Raw genomic sequence first — 18,507 nt, 5'->3', positions numbered from 1 at the left:
ATCTTCATTTTCCAATGCTTTTAATGCAGATCCTACTACTATAGGAATATCATCTCCTGGAAAATCATATTCACTAAGTAGTTCTCTTACTTCCATTTCTACTAACTCAATTAATTCTTCATCATCTACCATATCTGCTTTGTTTAAAAATACTACAATATGAGGCACTCCTACCTGACGAGCAAGTAGAATATGTTCTCTTGTCTGAGGCATTGGACCATCTGCAGCTGATACAACAAGAATAGCTCCATCCATCTGAGCTGCACCTGTTATCATATTCTTTACATAGTCAGCATGCCCTGGAGCATCAACATGTGCATAATGTCTATTTGGTGTTTCATATTCTACATGGGAAGAAGCTATTGTTATTCCTCTCTCTTTTTCTTCCGGTGCATTATCAATCTGATCAAAATCCATCACTTCTCCACCAGAACTTTTTGAAAGTACCTTTGTAATTGCTGCTGTTAATGTTGTTTTACCATGATCAACGTGTCCTATTGTTCCTATGTTAACATGCGGTTTAGTTCTTTCAAACTTTTCTTTTGCCATTTTTTTATCCCCCTTATTCCTAATAAGCGTATTTATGTAAAATTACGTTCCATCAATAATAATTTCTATAATTTTTGATGGATTCCTTCTTTAAGAAGGCTTAAATTTCCGCACGTCTACGGTATATTTTTTTAATATATAGAAAACAAATCTTAATTTTAGTTATACTAAAACCAATCTTCTATATACTAAAAATTTTTACAAAAAAATAGTTATTAAAAATCATGTTTTTCAAGAAAGGATTCTAATTTTCTTTTTACACGCTGAAGGGCATTATCTACAGATTTAACATGTTTATCCAAAGTTTCAGCTATATCCTCATAAGATTTTCCCTTAAGATATTCCTGTAAAACATCAAATTCTAATTCACTTAACATTTCTACAATTTTACTTTCAATGAGGTCATAAGATTCTTTGCTGATAAATAGCCTTTCTGGGTTAGTTAATTTACTCCCTTTTAAAACATCAAGTAATGTTCTATCAGATTCTTCATGATAAATAGGCTTATTTAAAGATATATAAGAATTTAGTGGCTGATGTTTTTGTCTGGTAGCAGCTTTTATTGCAGTGATTATTTGCCTGGTAATACAGAGCTCAGCAAACGCTCTAAAAGATGCCAGACGTTCAATCTTATAATCACGAATAGCTTTATAGAGCCCTATCATACCTTCTTGAATTATGTCTTCACGATCTGCACCTACCAGAAAATAAGATCTTGATTTTGCCATAACAAAATTTTTATATCGCTTTAAAAGGATTTCTTGAGCTTCATTATTTCCCCCATGCACATACTCTACTAATTCATCATCACTTAAATCACTGAGGTCTTCATATCCTAACTCCTGTAAATTTCCCTTCAAGCGGAATCCCCTCCCTTATACATTTATATTATACTTATTTAATAATACTTAGTCAAGCATTATTAAATTCTATTTTCGCTGGCGGACAACTTCATAAAATATAACTCCTGCTGCTACAGAAGCATTTAAAGAATCCACTCTACCTTTAATAGGGATTTTAACTAAAAAATCACAATTATCTTTTACCAATCTTCTAAGACCACTGCCTTCATTCCCAATAACTACAGCAGTAGAACCCTTATAATCTACATCATCATAATATTTTTCTGTATCTAAATCTGTTCCAGTAATCCAAACACCTAGCTCTTTTAATTTTTCAATAGTATAATTAATATTTGTAACCTGTGATAATAATAAATGCTCACTGGCACCAGCTGAAGCCTTTAAAACAGCTGGAGTAATACTGGCTGCTCTCCTTTTTTGAAAAATCAAACCATGAGCTCCAGCAGAATGAGCTGAACGAATAATAGAACCAAAATTATGTGGATCCTGGACCTGATCTAAAATTATTATAAAGGGAGGTTCATTCTGATTTTGAGCATATTCAACTATATCTTCCGGACTCACCAAAGTAATTTCTTCTGCCTTGGCAATAACACCCTGGTGAGAATATGACTCTGCAATATTATCTAAGTGTTTTTTTGAAACCTCTCTAATTAAAATATTATTTTTTTTAGATTTTTCTTTTATTTTATTAATTATTTCTCCGCGAATATCTCTTTGTAGTAAAATTTCTTTTACTTTTCTATTCCCTTTTAATAATTCATTTACAGGATTTCGTCCTTCGACATTAGCCATTATTTATTCTCCCTTTTTTCTTTTATTTTATCTATTCTTCCACAGGACATTTCACCTTCTGGACAATATTCATCTTTAACACAGGGAGGGCCAGCAATTTCAAATAAAGTAGGTGCAACTTCTTTTACCTGTTCTAACATTTGATTTGCAAGGCTTCTAATTTCCCATTGAGCTCTAGTACAGCATCTAAGTTCAAATAAATGATATAGGGAGCGGGCATTATAAGATACCATTAAATTTGTCTTAATTGTTGGTAAAATAAATCTGGCATCTTCTTTAGGAACATCCATCTCTAATAATTGACTATAGGTTTTTCTTAATTCTTCCATTTTTTCTTCAAAAAGCTTTTTTGCTTCATCATTTTTTTCAATACTGGGAGGAAGAATATAATCAAATTCATCTTCACTTACATAACGCTGTGATCTTTGACTATAAGCGGTTCCTACTCTATGCCTTACCAGTTGATGGCTGGTAACTCTACTACATTGTATAGAAAAATAAAAATAAGTATGTTCTAAGGTTGAATAATGACCTAAACCAACAACTTTTCTGATTAATTTTTTAATATCTTCTCTACTCATATCTTCCATGAGCTGATCTGGGTCTTTATCAGAATAACATAGTCTAGCTGCCACAGCTACATTTCTTTCAGGATCATCAGTATAATCTACTAATTTAGCTTTTGGTTTAACTTTCATCTTCTTCCTCCTCTGAATAATTTTCTATTGCAAAATCCCATTCAACTCCATGAGGGCCATCATTAACTTCTATACCCATTTCTTTTAAATCATCTCTTATTTGATCAGCCTTCTCATAATTTTTATTTTCTCTAGCCTGTTTACGAATTTCTAAAATATAATCTACTAAATCATTAACAAGTTGAGGATTTTCTTTTTTATCTGTTTCTAAATTTAATTTCAAACCTAAAACATCTGTTAATTTATTAAAAAGATCATAACTTTCTTTAATTATAGACTGAGTAGCTTTATTAATAACTAAATCAGAATCATTTATAAAACCATTGATATCTGAGGATAGTTCATTTAAAACACCTATAGCTTGAGCAGTGTTAAAGTCATTATCCATTGCTTTTTCAAAAGCATTTTTGTGTTTTTTTAGTTGGTCTTTAAATTCTTTAAAATTATTATTTGAACTACCTGTTACATCCTGATTAATAATTTCAGCCATTTTATTTTTAGTTTTATTTAATTTCAATAAATTTTTCTCAGATTTTTTTACTTCTTTTAAACTAAAATCTATGGGGCTGCGATAATGTTTGGTTAACAAGAAATATTTTAAAGAATCAGGTTGAAATTTTTCAAGAAGCTCTCTTGTAGTATAGAAATTACCAAGAGATTTGGACATTTTTTCACCTTTTAGATTAACAGTTCCATTATGAAGCCAATATTTTGCAAAAGGTTTTTTACCACTGTATGCTTCAGATTGAGCTATTTCGTTTTCATGATGGGGAAAAATAAGATCAGTCCCACCTCCATGAATATCTATTTGAGTATCAAGATAATTCATAGACATCGCTGAACATTCAATATGCCAGCCCGGCCAACCTTCTTTACACCAGGGACTTTCCCAACTTCTTTCCTGATCTTTAACTTTTTTCCAGAGAGCGAAATCCATCGGATGCCTCTTTGATTCTTCAACCTTTATTCTTGCTCCAGCTTCCATATCTTCTATTTTTCTACCAGATAATTTACCATAATCATCAAATTTTTCAACACTGAAATAAACATTTCCTTCACTTTCATAAGCATATCCTTTTTCAATGAGTGTTTCAATTACCTCAATAATTTCTGAAATATTATCAGAAACACTACAATAATTATCAGCTTTTTTGACATTTAAAGCTTCTAAATCTTCAAGATAAGCCTGTTTATATTTTTCAGCCAATTCTTCAGAAGATATTTCTTCTTCGAGAGCCCTACGTACTATTTTTTTATTAATGTCTGTAAAATTTTGTACATAGTTTACTTCATAACCTTTATATTCGAGATAACGTCTTATTACATCATAATTTATAGCACTTCGAATATGGCCTATATGTGAAAAATTTTGTACAGTCAGGCCACAAACATACATATTAACAATACCTAAATTTTCAGGAGTAAATTTTTCTCTTTTTCCACTTAAAGTATTATATACTTCTAACAACATTCTCCCCCTCTCTACAAAGAAGAGCAATAATTTATTTAGCTAATTTTAATGCTTTATCTAGTCTGGATTCAACTTCTTTTCTGCCTAAAATATAAATTACTTCTGTTAACTCAGGGCCAGAAGTCATTCCGGTTAAAGCAAGTCTTACTGGATGATAAATAGTTCTGGCACCAACTGGAAGTTCATCTTTCATTTCACTAAATATATTTCCTATTTTATCTATTTCTAGTTCATCTAGTTCTTCTAGTTTTTCTTTGAGACTATCAAAAACCAATTCTACTCCTTCTTCACTAAACTCTTCTTTTGCCTCTTCTTTATCTTCAAATTCTAATTCAGTAAAAAACAATTCAGCTTCTCTTGGAATTTGTTCAAGAAAATCCACACCTGTTCTTGCTACTTCTATTACTTTTTCAAGCCATTCACGATCAACACTATTTTCATCTTTAATATAGCCAGCATTTTTCAAATAAGGTATAGACATATCAACTATTCTATCTAGATCAGCATCTCTTATATATTTACCATTCATCCAATTTAATTTTTCTATATCAAAAACTGCTCCACTTTTATTTACATCTCTAATATCAAAATCTTTAATCATCTGTTCTTTATCTATAATCTCCTGCTCATCTTTAGGTGACCAACCAAGTAATGCTAAAAAGTTAAATAAAGCTTCAGGTAAATAGCCTTTATTTCTAAATTCGCCTATGAAAACAGTATTATCTCCACCACGTTTCTTTAATTTGCCTTTATTTTCATCAAGTATTAGTGGTAAATGTGCAAATTCCGGAAGATCAAATCCTAGAGCTTCATATAATAATATTTGTTTTGGAGTATTAGAAATATGATCTTCTCCTCTAATTACCTGAGTAACTTTCATTAGAGCATCATCAACAACTACTGCAAAATTATAAGTAGGCATACCATCAGATTTTACTATTACAAAATCTCCAATTACAGAAGTATTAAAAGAAACATCTCCTCTAATAAGATCATGAACAACAATTTCTTCATCAGCAGGCACCTTAAATCTTACTACCGGTTCTCGACCTTCTTTTTCATATTCTTTTTTTTCTTCTTCAGTTAAATTTCTGCATCTTCCATCATAATGAGGCATTTCCCCATTTTCTCTTTGTTTTTCACGCATTTCATTAAGTTCTTCTGGAGTACAATAACAACGATAAGCATAATCTTCTTCTATTAATTTATCTATATATTTTTTATAGATGTCAAGTCTTTCAGATTGGTGGTAAGGTCCATTTTCTCCACCTACACCTACACCTTCATCTATATCAATTCCCAACCAATCTAATTCTCTCAATATAATGTCTTCAAATTCTTTGCTTGATCTGTCCTGATCTGTATCTTCAATTCTTAATATTAATTTACCATCATTCTTTTTTGCCCATAACCAATTGAATAAAGCTGTTCTCATATTTCCAATATGAATTTTCCCTGTTGGACTTGGGGGAAAACGCAGACGCATTTCACTCATTAAACTTTTCCTCCTTTATAATTATATCAGTTTAGTCATTTATTATATTAATTATTCTTCTTATCTAGCTTATATTACACTTGTTCCAACTGTAAGTTGTTCTGGGCCATCTACTAAAGCATGACCAAATTTACCAAAAATAGCAACTGCTACGTGATCTGTATCTCTAACTACTGCTATTTTAAATCCACCACCTAAACCTGGATTTATAAGTGATAATTGACTGTAAGCATCTTTTACTGCATTAGATATGGCCATTTTTTCTTTTGCATTTTCGCCAATTACTCCCCTTGCTATAGAAGCAACAGTAGTACTTTCTCTCAATTTAATAGGAAGTTTTTCAGCATTTGCACCTGTTTGAGTAATAGCACCCTTATATCCATAACCTTCAATTTTATCCAACCAATAACGTTCATACTCTCTACTTCTTGTCATTGCAAGATAAATAGCAGAACTCTCAGGAGTCATAGTCTTCTTTTCAAATTCTTTAACTTCTTCTTCCTTTTTCACATAACTGTGAACAATATCTTCGGCAGTAACTATTCCAACTAATTCATCATTTTCATCAATTACTGGAAGACCACCAATTTTATTTTCAGAAAGAATTTTTGCCGTATTTTTTATATCTACATTCTGCTTTACGGTGATTGGATCTTTAGTCATTATTTCATTTACAGGGATATCAAGATCATCTTTGCTTACTAAATCTCCATCAGTTAAAATCCCCTTTATTTTATAATCTTTATCCACTATTATTAATCTGCCAATTTCATTAATAGATAACAATTTTTCTGCTTCTCGCGCAGTTTTATGTTCTTCAATTGTAATTAAATCACTTGTCATAATATCTTTTACTAACATATTTATTCACCTTCCTTTATTCTTTGTTCTCATCTTTAATTATAGAAACAATTGCCTTAGCAGCAATTCCTTTTTTCTTACCAACAAATCCTAAACCTTCAGCAGTTGTAGCCTTTAAATTAATCATGTTTTTTTCTATTCTTAAGGTTTCAATTAATTTAGACACAATTTTAGTATTATAAGGCATAATTTTAGGTTTTTCAGCAATAATTATTAGATCTATATTATTAATATTATAATTTTTATTTTTAAGTAAATCAACAGTTTTTTCTAAAAGAATTATACTGGATATATCCTTATATTTTGAATCATTATCTGGAAAATGTCTACCAATATCACCTAAAGAAGCAGCTCCTAATAAAGCATCAATCAAGGCATGAATTAATACATCAGCATCAGAATGTCCCATCAACCCCTTATCATGGGGAATTTTTACTCCACCTAATGTCAAATCATGGCCCTTTTCTAATCTATGTATATCATATCCGATTCCTACTCTCATTGCAAACTTCCCCTTAATTATTTTTTTCTAAAATATTTTGAGCATAAACTAAATCAATAGGAGTAGTTATTTTTATATTGCTATTTTCACCCTGAATCACTTTTACCTTATGGCCCATTTTTTCAACCAAAGAAGCATCATCTGTAACTTTTAAATTACTATCAAAATTTGCATGAGCTTTATATATCAACTCATAAGAAAAAGCTTGAGGAGTCTGAACAGCTTTAAGACTATTACGATCAGGGGTTTTTTCTACATAGTTTTCTTTATTTACTATTTTGATAGTATCTTTTACAGAAACTGCAGTTGTCAAAGCCTTATATTGAGGTGCTTTTTTTATAACTTTATTTAATAAATTTTTGGATATCAAAGGTCGGGCACCATCATGTATTATAACATAATTAGTTGCTGGCAAAAAGGCCTTCAAACCAGCATAAACTGACTGCTGTCTGGTCTCTCCTCCAGCAACTAATTTAATATCTTTAAAATTATATTTATCCAATATATTTTTTTGACAATAATCCATTTCATTTTTTCTAACAACTACAATAATTTGACTAATATCTTTATTATTAGCAAAAACTTCTAGTGTATGAGCCAATAAGGGGCGATCACCTAATTGTAAATACTGTTTATTAATATCTTTCTCCATCCTTTTTCCCTGCCCAGCAGCAGGTATAATTGCACCTATATTCATATTTATTCCCCTTATTTAAATTTTATTGATTATGATCCTGCTACTTTTTCACTGGCCTTAGGTTTAGCAAAAATCATTCTACCAGCAGCAGTTTGTAAAATACTAGTTACAAGTACTGAAATTTTTTCTCCCATGTGATTTATACCATCATCAACTACTATCATAGTCCCATCGTCAAGATAACCAACACCCTGACCATCTTCTTTACCTTCTTTTATTACTTTAACATCCATTTCTTCTCCTGGTAAAACAACTGGTTTAACTGCATTTGCCAATTCATTAATATTTAAAACAAAAACGCCCTGTAATTCAGCAACTTTGTTTAAATTATAGTCATTAGTAACAACTCTTGCATTCATTATTTTTGCAAGTTTAACCAATTTACTATCAACTTCAGGGATTTCTTCAAAATCTTTATCTACAATTTCAACTCCAATATTAGAATCTTTTTGTAGCTGTTTTAAAATATCAAGTCCTCTTCTGCCTCGGTTGCGTTTCAATACATCAGAAGAATCAGCAATATGCCTTAATTCTTCCAAAACAAATTCAGGTATAATAAGTGTCCCCTCTATAAAACCAGTTTTGCAAATTTCAGCAATTCTACCATCAATTATAACACTAGTATCTAATATTTTATTACTAATCTCATAATCATCTTTTGCTTTTTTAACTTTTTTCTTGTTTTTATTAAAATCAAAAATGATATTATTAATTTCCTCTTTTTTATTTAAGGCAAGGGTAAAGCCAATATAAGCAGAAATAAGATTTATTAAAACTTGAATTGGCAAACCAACCTGTGGAATTTTCCCTACAGAAAAAGCAAAGTTGATGATCACTCCAAATATTAGTCCTATTATTAGTCCAATTACACTGATGATTGCATTTTTCCAGGTTATTTCTTTAATACTATACTCAAAATTTAAAATGAAATTTAAAATTCTTTCTACAAAATAGGATAATAAAAATACACCTATAAATCCACCAATTATAACTCCGAGAAATTGTGTGCTTAAAAATAAATTATCAATATTTTGCCAGGATAAGTTCAAGTCACTTGCAAGGCCTAATACATAAACTGTATTAAAACCAATAACTGCTCCTACTATCCCAAGAATAGCTCTCATTATTTTTTTCACCATCCTATCACCTCCTTCCTATTATATTAAACTAAACATATGATAATAATTTAACAAAATATAAAATTAATCTTCTTCCTCTTCCTCCTGAATATGAGGATTGTTTTCAAAAGCTTCTTCAATAGTACTTCTGATTTCTTCTTCAGTAGCATCTTTCGCTAAAACTAATTCACTAATTAAAATCTGTTTGGCATTACTTAACATTTTTTTCTCACCAGTTGAAAGACCCTTTCTTTCATCACGAATAGTAAGGTCTCTAACTACTCCACCAACTTCATATATATCACCAGTTTTTAGTTTTTCTTGATTAGCTCTATATCTTCTATTCCAGTTTTGAGACATTTTGCTTTTTTCACCTTTTAACAATTCAATTACATTATCAGCTTCCTCTGCATCAATTACTTCTCTTACTCCAATTTCATCTACCTTATCTACTGGTATCATAACTTTCATATCACCGATTGGCAATCTCATAGTGTAATATTTTTTTTCCTCACCAAGAATTTCTTTTGTTTCTATACCTTCAATTGTTCCAGCACCATGATTTGGATAAACAACTTTATCTCCTTTATCAAACATTTATTTAAAACCTCACTTTCTTTTATTACTAAAATAAAATTTTGAATATCGATATTATTATATCAATAAAATATAAATCCGTCAATTATAGACAAATGTCAAATATGTCTGTCCAATAATACTTGATCCCGCAGACGTCTTAATCCATCTTTAATAGCCTGAGCCCTTACTTCACCAATTCCATCTACATCATCTAATTCATCTATCGAAGCATTTAAGATATTTTCAAAATTACCAAAATGTTCTACTAAATTTTCTATAACTGGCATTGGTAATCTTGGAATTTTCCTGAGAAGTCTATAACCCCTTGAAGAAATTGATAAATCAAGATTATTTACATTACTACCATGTCCAAGTGCTTTACTTATTGTATTCATGCTTAACATTTCATCTGTTGACCAATCAAGTAGCTCATCTAATAGTTCTTCTGCTTCAATCTCAGCTTCTTTCTTTTCTTCAGTCATATAATCTTTTATCAATAAAATTCCTTCATCTTTTACATTTGTAACCAGCTCTTCTAGCTGCATTTTTATTAAACGACCTTCATTTCCTAGTTCATAAATATATTTTTCAATTTCTTTTTGGATTTTTAAAACCATTTCTGTCCTCTGTAGAACAGTTACAACATCCGCTATTGTAACTAAATCTTCAAACTCTAGAGCACTCAAGTTGGTTAATGCCTGATCAAGAACAGAACGGTATTTTTCTAAAGTTTGTACAGCCTGATTTGCTTTTGCTAAAACTACTCTTACATCTTCTAGTACATGTTTGAATTCACCTTTATATAAAGATATAATATTACGCCTTTGAGAAATGGAAATTACTAATTCTCCAGTTTGTTTGGCAACTCTCTCTGCAGTCCTGTGTCTTGTTCCAGTTTCATAGGAAGGAATAGAGGAATCTGGAACTAATTGCACATTAGCATTAACTATCATATCACATTCTTTATTTAGAACCATTGCTCCATCCATTTTTGCCAGTTCATATAATCTGGCTGGAGTCAATTTGGCATTTATTTCAAAACCACCATCAACTATCTCCATAACTTCTTCACTATCACTGATTACTATAAGTCCACCTGTTTTAGCTCTTAGAATGTTTTCTAAACCTTCTCTTAAATTAGTACCAGGAGCAATAATCTTTAAAATCTCAACTAACTTCACTTCCTGATCATCCACTTGGCCACCTCCTCAAAATTTAGTTATTTAAATAAAATATCTATAAGTTCGTGTATATCTTTAACAAATATTAAATTTGAAGTATCAATATTATCTAAACTTTTTTTATTTCCATAAGGAATAATTATTTCTGAAAAACCAAGTTTTTCAAGTTCATTTATTCTTTTCTTTATTTGGTTTACTGCTCTAATTTCACCAGCTAAACCAACCTCTCCCACAACAGCTAATTTTGAAGAAAGAGCCTTATCCTGAAAACTTGATAAAACAGCTGTTACAATCCCTAAATCTATCCCCGGTTCATCTACACTTAAACCCCCGGTAATATTAAGATGTATATCACTATCATAAAAATTAAAACCACACTTTTTTTCAAGAACAGCTAATAACATAGAAACTCTTTTATTATCAATACCAGTTGTTAATCTTTGGGGTGCTGAATAAGCTGAAGAAGAAACTAATGCCTGTAATTCAACTAAAATAGTTCTGCTCCCTTCTAAAACAGGTACTATTATTGATCCTGCTGAATTTTCAGGTCTCTCTTCTAAAAAAAGTTGGGAAGGATTTTTAACTTCCTTAAGCCCATTCCCATCCATATCAAAAACTCCAATTTCATTAGTAGAGCCAAATCTGTTTTTTACTGATCTCAAAATACGATATGAATAATTGCGATCACCATCAAATCTTAGAACTGTATCAACTAAGTGTTCAAGAACTCTAGGACCGGCAATTTTTCCACTTTTTGTCATATGTCCTATTAAAAATACTGGTATTTCATTTTGTTTGGCAATTTTCATCAATCTATTGGCAATTCCCTTAACCTGAGAAATACTTCCAGGTGTAGTGTCTATTTCTGGATGATAAATAGTCTGAATTGAATCTATTACAACAAATCCATAATCATTTTCATTTTTTGAACTTAAAACCTGATCAATCTGTGAAAAATCTGTCTCAGCTAATATGTACATTTCTTTTGAAGTTGAATTTATTCTATCAGCTCTAAGTTTTATTTGGCGAGCGGATTCTTCTCCAGAAACATAAAGAACTTTTTTATATTTTGCACTAAAAAGTGAAGCCACCTGTAAAATCAGGGTTGATTTCCCGATTCCAGGGGCTCCTCCTAGTAAAACAAGAGAACCTTTAACAGTCCCACCCCCAAGTACCCTATCAAATTCACTAATACCAGAAAAATATCGAGAATTTTGCCCGGTACTAATCTGGGTAATGGAGGTCGGAGAGTTAATAGGTTCTGAATTATTTATTTTTTCACTTTTATTATTACCTTGCATTTCAACCATAGAATTCCAGGTGCCACAATTTGTACAACGTCCCATCCAATTTGGTGATTCAAATCCACATTCTTTACATTTATAGATTGTTTTATCTTTCGCCATTACTACTCACCTGCTCAATACTATGGTTTTGGTCAATTAAAAATGTTAATTATTATATTATATTCTTCAACTTATACATTATATATTATAACATTTTTTCTAGCATTTTACAAGATTTTAGCTTTCTACTTTTTCAAATGTTAACTCATCATTTTCAAAGTCTATTTTAACTTTATCTCCTTCTCCTATTTCCTTCATTAAAATCTTTTCTGAAAGTTCATTTTCAATTAAACGCTGTATACTTCTTCTTAATGGTCTTGCTCCAAATTCCTGATCATATCCATCTTCAGCTAAATATTCTTTAGCATTTTCAGTAACATCAATTTTTATTTCCTGTTCTTTTAATCTTTTTTCAACCTCTACTAACATTAAATCAACAATTTGTTTTATATGATCCTTGTTTAAAGCATGAAATACTATTGTTTCGTCTAATCTATTTAAAAATTCAGGCCTGAAAGTTTGACGTAAATCTTTCATTACTTTTTCTTTCATTTTTTCATATTCTTCTTTTTCATTTTCCACCGGTTTTTTAAAACCTAATGTAGTCTGTTTTTCAATAAAACTTGCTCCTACATTAGAAGTCATAATTATAACAGTATTTTTAAAATCTACATTTCTTCCATGGGTATCAGTTAATACACCATCTTCTAAAATTTGCAATAATATATTGAAAACATCAGGGTGAGCTTTTTCAATTTCATCAAATAAAATAACAGAATAAGGTCTTCTTCTAACAGGCTCAGTTAACTGTCCACCTTCTTCATGGCCAACATATCCTGGAGGAGAACCAACCAGTCTTGATACAGCATGTTTTTCCATATATTCTGACATATCAATTCTTATCATAGCATCTTCATCATCAAACATCGCCTCAGCAAGAGTTCTGGCTAATTCTGTTTTACCAACACCTGTAGGTCCTAAGAAAATGAAAGAACCTATTGGTCTTTTAGGATCTTTAAGACCGGCTCTTGCCCTTCTTACTGCCTGGGAAACTACCTTAATAGCTTCATCCTGGCCAACAACCCTATTGTGTAATTCATCCTCTAATTTCATTAATTTTTCAGTTTCAGCTTCCTCTAATTTAGTAACCGGGATTCCGGTCCAGCTGGAAACAATATTAGCAATATCATCTGGAGTAACAGTAGAGTTCTTACGTCCTTTTTCCTGTTGCCAGTCTCCTTTAATTTCTTCAAGTTCTTTTTTAAGTTCCTTTTCTTCATCTCTAAGATCAGCAGCTTTTTCAAATTCCTGATTTTTAACTGCAGCTTCTTTTTCTTTTTGCGTTTCTTCTAACTTATTACTTAACTTTTTAAATTTTGGAGGACGGGTGGTATTTTTTAACCTAACTTTAGAAGCTGCTTCATCCATTAAATCTATAGCTTTATCTGGTAAAAATCTATCAGTTATATATCTGTGAGACAAATTAACGGCTGATTTAATAGTTTCATCGGTTATTTGCACTTTATGGTGTGCTTCATAAGGATCCCTTAAGCCTTTCAATATTTCAATTGCTTCCTCAGTTGTATTTTCCTCTATTAGAATTGACTGAAATCTTCTTTCTAATGCTGCATCTTCTTCAATATGCTTTCTATATTCATCTAAAGTTGTTGCTCCAATGGCCTGTAATTCTCCTCGAGCCAGGGCAGGTTTTAGAATATTAGCTGCATCAATTGCTCCTTCAGCAGCTCCAGCGCCTATTAAAGTATGCAATTCATCAATAAATAAGATAACATCTCCATTCTCAGTAATATCATTCATAACACCTTTTAATCTTTTTTCAAATTCACCTCTGTATTTCGAACCAGCTACAAGTGCACTCAAATCAAGGGCAACTACTCTTTTATTAAGAAGTAATTCAGGAACATTTTCTGCAATAATTCTTTCAGCTAAACCTTCAATTATTGCTGTTTTCCCAACTCCAGGCTCTCCAATTAAAACAGGGTTATTTTTAGTTCTTCGGCTTAAAACCTGTATTACTCTTTCAATTTCGGTATCTCTACCAATCACTGGATCAAGTTTACCTTCTTTTGCCATATCAGTTAAATCTCGACTATATTCATCTAAATTTGGTGTATCACTATCAGATTTTTGACTTTGTTTTTGCATATTCTTTTCTCCACCTAATAGTTCTATTACTTCTTCTTTTAATTCATTAAGATTACCAGAAAGTTCAGCAATTATTCTTACTCCTACACCTTCTCCTTCTCTCATTAAACCAAGTAATATATGCTCTGTACCAATATAATTATGTCCCATTTTCCTGGCTTCATCCATAGATAAATTCAATACTTTTTTACTACGAGGTGTAAGACCGATTGAATCTGCTGCTTCATTTTTTCCCTCACCTATCATATCCATTACTTTATCTTTAACATTTTTTTCATTAATACCTTTTTCGTTAAGAGCTTTAGCTGCTATTCCCTGACCTTCTTTAACCAAACCTAACAATATATGCTCAGTTCCAACATAATTATGATTTAAATTTTTAGCTTCCTTTTCAGCAAGACTTAGTACTCTTCTTGCTCTTTCAGTAAATCGTCCAAACATAAATTATTCCTCCTTAGTATTTAAATATTTTTGTATTAATTTTGCTCTTTTTATGTCTCGATGTTCTGAATTAATTTCTTCCCCAAAAAACTTTTCTATATGAGCAGGTCTAATTAGAACCATTAATTTGCTTAATAAACCAGATTTAATATTATCTATTATTTCTAAATCTATACCAAGTTTTAAGTATGATAATAATTCTAAAGCTTCTTCATTATTTATCATGTGAGCATACTTTAAAGTACCATATGCTCTTTTTATTTTATCTATAAGAAAATTTTTATTTTCATTTAACAAACGCTTTCTAGCCTGTTTTTCCTGTTCTAATATTTGTAAAGTTACACTGGTTAAATTTTCTATTATATCTTTTTCATTTTGGCCTAAGGTAATCTGATTTGAAATTTGATAAATATTACCTGCTGAATTACTACCTTCACCATACAAGCCCCGAACAGCCAATCCAAGCTGAGATACAGCTCCTAACATTTTTTCAATATTATTGGTGATATTCAATGCAGGTAAGTGAACCATTACTGAAGATCTTAATCCAGTACCCATATTGGTAGGACACGCTGATAAATAACCCCATTTTTTTGAAAAAGCAAAGTTAATATTCTCCTCAAAAAAATCATCAATATTATCTGCAATTTTCCAGCATTCATCAAGTTGCAAACCGGGTTTTAAAATTTGTACTCTAAAATGATCTTCTTCATTTATCATAATACTAATATCTTCATTTTTATTTAGGAAAATACCTCTTTGATGATCTGAATTTGCATATGGAGGACTAATTAGATGTTTTTCAACAAGCACATTTTTATCCACTTTTTTTAATTTATTCATATCTATATAATCTAAATCAAATTTATTATCTTTATCTACTGTTTTATTTACCAGATCTATTACTTTATTTAAATCTTCAGAACTGCTTTGATGAGGAAAAGGCGTTTTTTCTATATTACGGGCTACTCGAATTCTACTGCTTATTACTATATCTGATTCTGGCCCTCCACCAGTTATCCATTTACTTAGATTATAAGAATTATTATTCATCTTGATCACCTCTAAGATCATCTTCAAGATCATGAATTTCATCTCTTAATTTGGCTGCTTTTTCAAAATTTTCTTTATCTACTGCTTTTTGCATTTCTTCTCTTAAATTTTCTATTTTTTTCTCAGTTCGCAATTTTCCACCACGTCTTTTTGGTACTTTACCAATGTGTTTATCACTTCCATGAATTCTTTTGGCAAGCCTATCTATTTTATCAGAAAACTGATCATAACATTCCGAACAACCAAACAATCCTTTTTCAGTAAACTCCTTATAACTCATTCCACAATTGTCACATTTTACTTCTTTTTGATTTGAAGGAATCGAATCTAGATTAGGATTTAGAATATCTGCAAGTAAATTTTGTATGGAAAAAGGATTATTACTAAAATCTAAATGGCCTGTTTCTTTTGCACAGTCTTCACAAAGATAGATTTCAGTTTTTTCTCCATTAATAATTTTTGTAAGATGAACTGTTGCTTCTTTTTCACCACATCTTTGACAGAGCATTTTATTCTTCCTCCTTTTCGTATTTCATAATAACCTCCAACATTGATTGCAAAATTCTACCTCTTATATAATCTCTATGAGGAAGATCAACACCAATAACTCTCCGATGTACAACCATTTCCATAATATGTTTTTCTCGTTCATTAATCAAGTTGTTTTCATAAAGTCTTTGGATAATTCCTTCTGCTTCATTTTGGGTAACCATCCCGTTTAATTTAGACAATATTTTTTTAAGAGCTTTATTTTCAGAATTCATTTTAACTTTGATAATTCTGATATAACCACCGCCACCTCGTTGACTTTCTACTACAAAACCTCTTTCAGAAGTGAATCTAGTATCTAATACATAATTAATTTGAGAAGGAGCACAATTAAATTCATCTGCCAATTTATTTCTTTTGATTTCTATTGTTCCTCTATATTTGTCCAATAATTTTTTTAGATGTCTTTCTATCTGATCAGATAGACTGGCCATAATCAACCCTCCTGTTTGTCTTTGACTATTTTTGACCTTCTACTTATATGATATCTTATTTAAATAAAAATGCAAGTCCTAATATGGATAATTATTTAATATCTAATATCGTATAATGAGTTATAGAAATATATACTCTTAAATCTGAAGTTTTACAATTCATCTATTTTCATTTTTATAAGCAAAACATAAAACCGCCATATTAATATGGCGGTACTAGTTCATAACGATTTTTTTCGTAATTCTTTTTTAATTTAAAATGTTTAATTGCCTCTTCAGTATAACGAGAACTGGAATTCCATAATAACCACTCACTTATACCTAGTTCCTCTACTGCTTTTATCTGTGCTATAACATCTTTAGCTTCATATTTATGATTTATTGAAAAATCTTGAAGCCATGGCCTTAAAGTCACTTTTGAATTTGTGTTTTTCAAAGCATCTTTCATACTATAATGAACTGTTTGATAAGGTTTAGTTTCTGGATTTTTTAAATTAAATACACCGGCTGAATAATGGGAAGGATAAACCATTGGGGATATAATATTTGCACTTTTACTTAATGATTCAAACTTCTGTCCAATGCTCATACCGTTTGAAATTGAAGTAACTAATCCAAAAATATCAATTGAAATTTTTTTATTATAACTATCTAATTCTTTATAAGCAGTTTCTACAAATTTATTAATAACTTCAATTTTTTCATTATGACTTTTATTAAAAACTGATGAACCATTTCTTAAAGATGGATATCTGATATAATCAAACTGAACTTCATCAAATCCTAATTCAAATGCCTCTTTTGCTAATTGAAAATTATATTTCCAGACATCCCTATTATCAGGATCAAGCCAATTAGAACTTTTTACTATTTTATAATCCTCATTATAAATTTTATTTATATTCTCTATTTTAAGTTCTTCACTATTTAAATTTAAATAATCTTTAGCTGATTTGTTCAAATCATTGCTTTCAAGACTAATTAAATCATTTACATTAAAATATTTTTTAACAAAATCTGATCCACTAAAAGGCCTTTTTATTGTTAAAGAATATTCTTCTTTATGTGAAGCCAGAATTTCATCTTTAAACACAACAATTCTTCCGATAGTATGTATATCATGTTTATCCAATAAAGCTAAAAGACTTTTAATATCTTTTATTTTTGATTTATTAGCTCCAATTTCATTAGCCAAAGGAACTTCTGAATTATAACTTAAATAACCAACATCATCCTTTATATCAATCACCATTGAATTTAGAACTGAATTATCAACTAACTCAATTAATTTATTCATACGTTCTGGCATACCGGCTACCCAACCAGTGACATAAATTCCTCTAACATTAAATTTAGGAGAAAATGGCTTAGCATATACAAAATTACTAGTTAAAATTGAAAATATAAGTAAAACAAAAATAATTAAAATAAAAAATTTTCTTTTATTCAAAATATACTAATACCTCCTTATATAAACCATTTTCTTTATTACAATTATAAAATATATATAATTTCTTTTAATTATTATATCATAAAATGAATTATTTTTCACAAATTTGTAATTACATATAAAAATGGCTCCCCGAGCAGGACTCGAACCTGCGACAAAGTGGTTAACAGCCACTCGCTCTGCCAGCTGAGCTATCGGGGAGCATTTATAAATTCTGGCAGCGATCTACTCTCCCACAAGGTCGCCCTTGCAGTACCAT

At 30.5% G+C, this 18,507-nt stretch carries 18 protein-coding genes and 1 tRNA gene; all 19 read right to left on the bottom strand.

The genetic code is table 11. The features are described from left to right. Positions 1 to 549, bottom strand: a 549-nt coding sequence (locus VJ881_08840) for a GTP-binding protein (protein HKL76159.1), incomplete at its 3' end; no start/stop codon positions are given. 215 nt (positions 550 to 764) lie between these two features. Beyond that, positions 765 to 1,409, bottom strand: a complete 645-nt coding sequence (gene sigH, locus VJ881_08835) for an RNA polymerase sporulation sigma factor SigH (protein HKL76158.1) — start codon at positions 1,407 to 1,409, stop codon at positions 765 to 767. 69 nt (positions 1,410 to 1,478) lie between these two features. Further along, a complete protein-coding gene (gene rlmB, locus VJ881_08830) occupies positions 1,479 to 2,207 on the bottom strand; it encodes a 23S rRNA (guanosine(2251)-2'-O)-methyltransferase RlmB (GenBank protein ID HKL76157.1) in 729 nt (242 codons plus the stop codon). After that, positions 2,207 to 2,905 carry an FAD-dependent thymidylate synthase gene (thyX, locus tag VJ881_08825; protein HKL76156.1) on the bottom strand — a complete coding sequence of 233 codons (699 nt, stop codon included), beginning with the start codon at positions 2,903 to 2,905 and terminating at the stop codon, positions 2,207 to 2,209. Before thyX ends, rlmB begins: the two co-directional genes overlap by 1 nt. Further along, positions 2,895 to 4,376: a cysteine--tRNA ligase gene (cysS, locus tag VJ881_08820; protein HKL76155.1), complete on the bottom strand. Its 1,482-nt coding sequence runs from the start codon at positions 4,374 to 4,376 to the stop codon at positions 2,895 to 2,897. The genes thyX and cysS overlap by 11 nt, the downstream gene beginning before the upstream one ends. 31 nt (positions 4,377 to 4,407) lie before the next feature. Next, positions 4,408 to 5,871, bottom strand: a complete 1,464-nt coding sequence (gene gltX, locus VJ881_08815) for a glutamate--tRNA ligase (protein HKL76154.1) — start codon at positions 5,869 to 5,871, stop codon at positions 4,408 to 4,410. A 69-nt stretch (positions 5,872 to 5,940) separates the two neighbouring features. Further along, the gene (locus tag VJ881_08810; GenBank protein ID HKL76153.1) at positions 5,941 to 6,732 is read right to left on the bottom strand and encodes a HutP family protein; all 792 of its coding nucleotides are present in this window, start codon (positions 6,730 to 6,732) and stop codon (positions 5,941 to 5,943) included. A 16-nt stretch (positions 6,733 to 6,748) separates the two neighbouring features. After that, the gene (gene ispF / locus VJ881_08805; GenBank protein ID HKL76152.1) at positions 6,749 to 7,234 is read right to left on the bottom strand and encodes a 2-C-methyl-D-erythritol 2,4-cyclodiphosphate synthase; all 486 of its coding nucleotides are present in this window, start codon (positions 7,232 to 7,234) and stop codon (positions 6,749 to 6,751) included. A gap of 13 nt (positions 7,235 to 7,247) precedes the next feature. Continuing rightward, positions 7,248 to 7,931: a 2-C-methyl-D-erythritol 4-phosphate cytidylyltransferase gene (gene ispD, locus VJ881_08800; protein HKL76151.1), complete on the bottom strand. Its 684-nt coding sequence runs from the start codon at positions 7,929 to 7,931 to the stop codon at positions 7,248 to 7,250. 29 nt (positions 7,932 to 7,960) lie between these two features. Next, a complete protein-coding gene (locus VJ881_08795) occupies positions 7,961 to 9,070 on the bottom strand; it encodes a PIN/TRAM domain-containing protein (protein HKL76150.1) in 1,110 nt (369 codons plus the stop codon). A gap of 63 nt (positions 9,071 to 9,133) precedes the next feature. Beyond that, positions 9,134 to 9,646, bottom strand: coding sequence for a CarD family transcriptional regulator (locus tag VJ881_08790; protein ID HKL76149.1), 513 nt, complete (start codon positions 9,644 to 9,646; stop codon positions 9,134 to 9,136). 98 nt (positions 9,647 to 9,744) lie between these two features. Next, positions 9,745 to 10,824: a DNA integrity scanning diadenylate cyclase DisA gene (disA, locus tag VJ881_08785; protein HKL76148.1), complete on the bottom strand. Its 1,080-nt coding sequence runs from the start codon at positions 10,822 to 10,824 to the stop codon at positions 9,745 to 9,747. 23 nt (positions 10,825 to 10,847) lie between these two features. Next, entirely contained in the window at positions 10,848 to 12,215 is a 1,368-nt protein-coding gene (radA, locus tag VJ881_08780) for a DNA repair protein RadA (protein HKL76147.1), read from the bottom strand. 117 nt (positions 12,216 to 12,332) lie between these two features. Next, entirely contained in the window at positions 12,333 to 14,762 is a 2,430-nt protein-coding gene (locus VJ881_08775; protein ID HKL76146.1) for an ATP-dependent Clp protease ATP-binding subunit, read from the bottom strand. Positions 14,763 to 14,765: 3 nt separating this feature from the next. Then, positions 14,766 to 15,815, bottom strand: coding sequence for a protein arginine kinase (locus tag VJ881_08770; GenBank protein HKL76145.1), 1,050 nt, complete (start codon positions 15,813 to 15,815; stop codon positions 14,766 to 14,768). Further along, positions 15,808 to 16,323, bottom strand: a complete 516-nt coding sequence (locus VJ881_08765) for a UvrB/UvrC motif-containing protein (protein ID HKL76144.1) — start codon at positions 16,321 to 16,323, stop codon at positions 15,808 to 15,810. The genes VJ881_08770 and VJ881_08765 overlap by 8 nt, the downstream gene beginning before the upstream one ends. Before the next feature lies 1 nt (position 16,324). After that, positions 16,325 to 16,798 carry a CtsR family transcriptional regulator gene (locus VJ881_08760; GenBank protein ID HKL76143.1) on the bottom strand — a complete coding sequence of 158 codons (474 nt, stop codon included), beginning with the start codon at positions 16,796 to 16,798 and terminating at the stop codon, positions 16,325 to 16,327. A 202-nt stretch (positions 16,799 to 17,000) separates the two neighbouring features. Further along, positions 17,001 to 18,248 carry a putative glycoside hydrolase gene (locus VJ881_08755; protein ID HKL76142.1) on the bottom strand — a complete coding sequence of 416 codons (1,248 nt, stop codon included), beginning with the start codon at positions 18,246 to 18,248 and terminating at the stop codon, positions 17,001 to 17,003. A gap of 125 nt (positions 18,249 to 18,373) precedes the next feature. Further along, positions 18,374 to 18,449: transfer RNA gene (locus VJ881_08750), tRNA-Asn, on the bottom strand. Positions 18,450 to 18,507: the final 58 nt, after the last annotated feature.

The organism is Halanaerobiales bacterium (assembly GCA_035270125.1).
GTDB lineage: Bacteria > Bacillota > Halanaerobiia > Halanaerobiales > DATFIM01 > DATFIM01.
Note: the sequence above shows the minus strand (reverse complement) of the source record. Positions and strands in the feature narration are given on the sequence as shown.

Excerpts from the sequence above, each read along its gene's own strand:
- rlmB (HKL76157.1), bottom strand. The coding sequence starts at position 2,207 with ATGGCTAATGTCGAAGGACGAAATCCTGTAAATGAATTATTAAAAGGG.
- thyX (HKL76156.1), bottom strand. The coding sequence starts at position 2,905 with ATGAAAGTTAAACCAAAAGCTAAATTAGTAGATTATACTGATGATCCT.
- cysS (HKL76155.1), bottom strand. The coding sequence starts at position 4,376 with ATGTTGTTAGAAGTATATAATACTTTAAGTGGAAAAAGAGAAAAATTT.
- gltX (HKL76154.1), bottom strand. The coding sequence starts at position 5,871 with ATGAGTGAAATGCGTCTGCGTTTTCCCCCAAGTCCAACAGGGAAAATT.
- VJ881_08810 (HKL76153.1), bottom strand. The coding sequence starts at position 6,732 with ATGTTAGTAAAAGATATTATGACAAGTGATTTAATTACAATTGAAGAA.
- ispF (HKL76152.1), bottom strand. The coding sequence starts at position 7,234 with ATGAGAGTAGGAATCGGATATGATATACATAGATTAGAAAAGGGCCAT.
- ispD (HKL76151.1), bottom strand. The coding sequence starts at position 7,931 with ATGAATATAGGTGCAATTATACCTGCTGCTGGGCAGGGAAAAAGGATG.
- VJ881_08795 (HKL76150.1), bottom strand. The coding sequence starts at position 9,070 with ATGGTGAAAAAAATAATGAGAGCTATTCTTGGGATAGTAGGAGCAGTT.
- VJ881_08790 (HKL76149.1), bottom strand. The coding sequence starts at position 9,646 with ATGTTTGATAAAGGAGATAAAGTTGTTTATCCAAATCATGGTGCTGGA.
- radA (HKL76147.1), bottom strand. The coding sequence starts at position 12,215 with ATGGCGAAAGATAAAACAATCTATAAATGTAAAGAATGTGGATTTGAA.
- VJ881_08775 (HKL76146.1), bottom strand. The coding sequence starts at position 14,762 with ATGTTTGGACGATTTACTGAAAGAGCAAGAAGAGTACTAAGTCTTGCT.
- VJ881_08770 (HKL76145.1), bottom strand. The coding sequence starts at position 15,815 with ATGAATAATAATTCTTATAATCTAAGTAAATGGATAACTGGTGGAGGG.
- VJ881_08765 (HKL76144.1), bottom strand. The coding sequence starts at position 16,323 with ATGCTCTGTCAAAGATGTGGTGAAAAAGAAGCAACAGTTCATCTTACA.
- VJ881_08760 (HKL76143.1), bottom strand. The coding sequence starts at position 16,798 with ATGGCCAGTCTATCTGATCAGATAGAAAGACATCTAAAAAAATTATTG.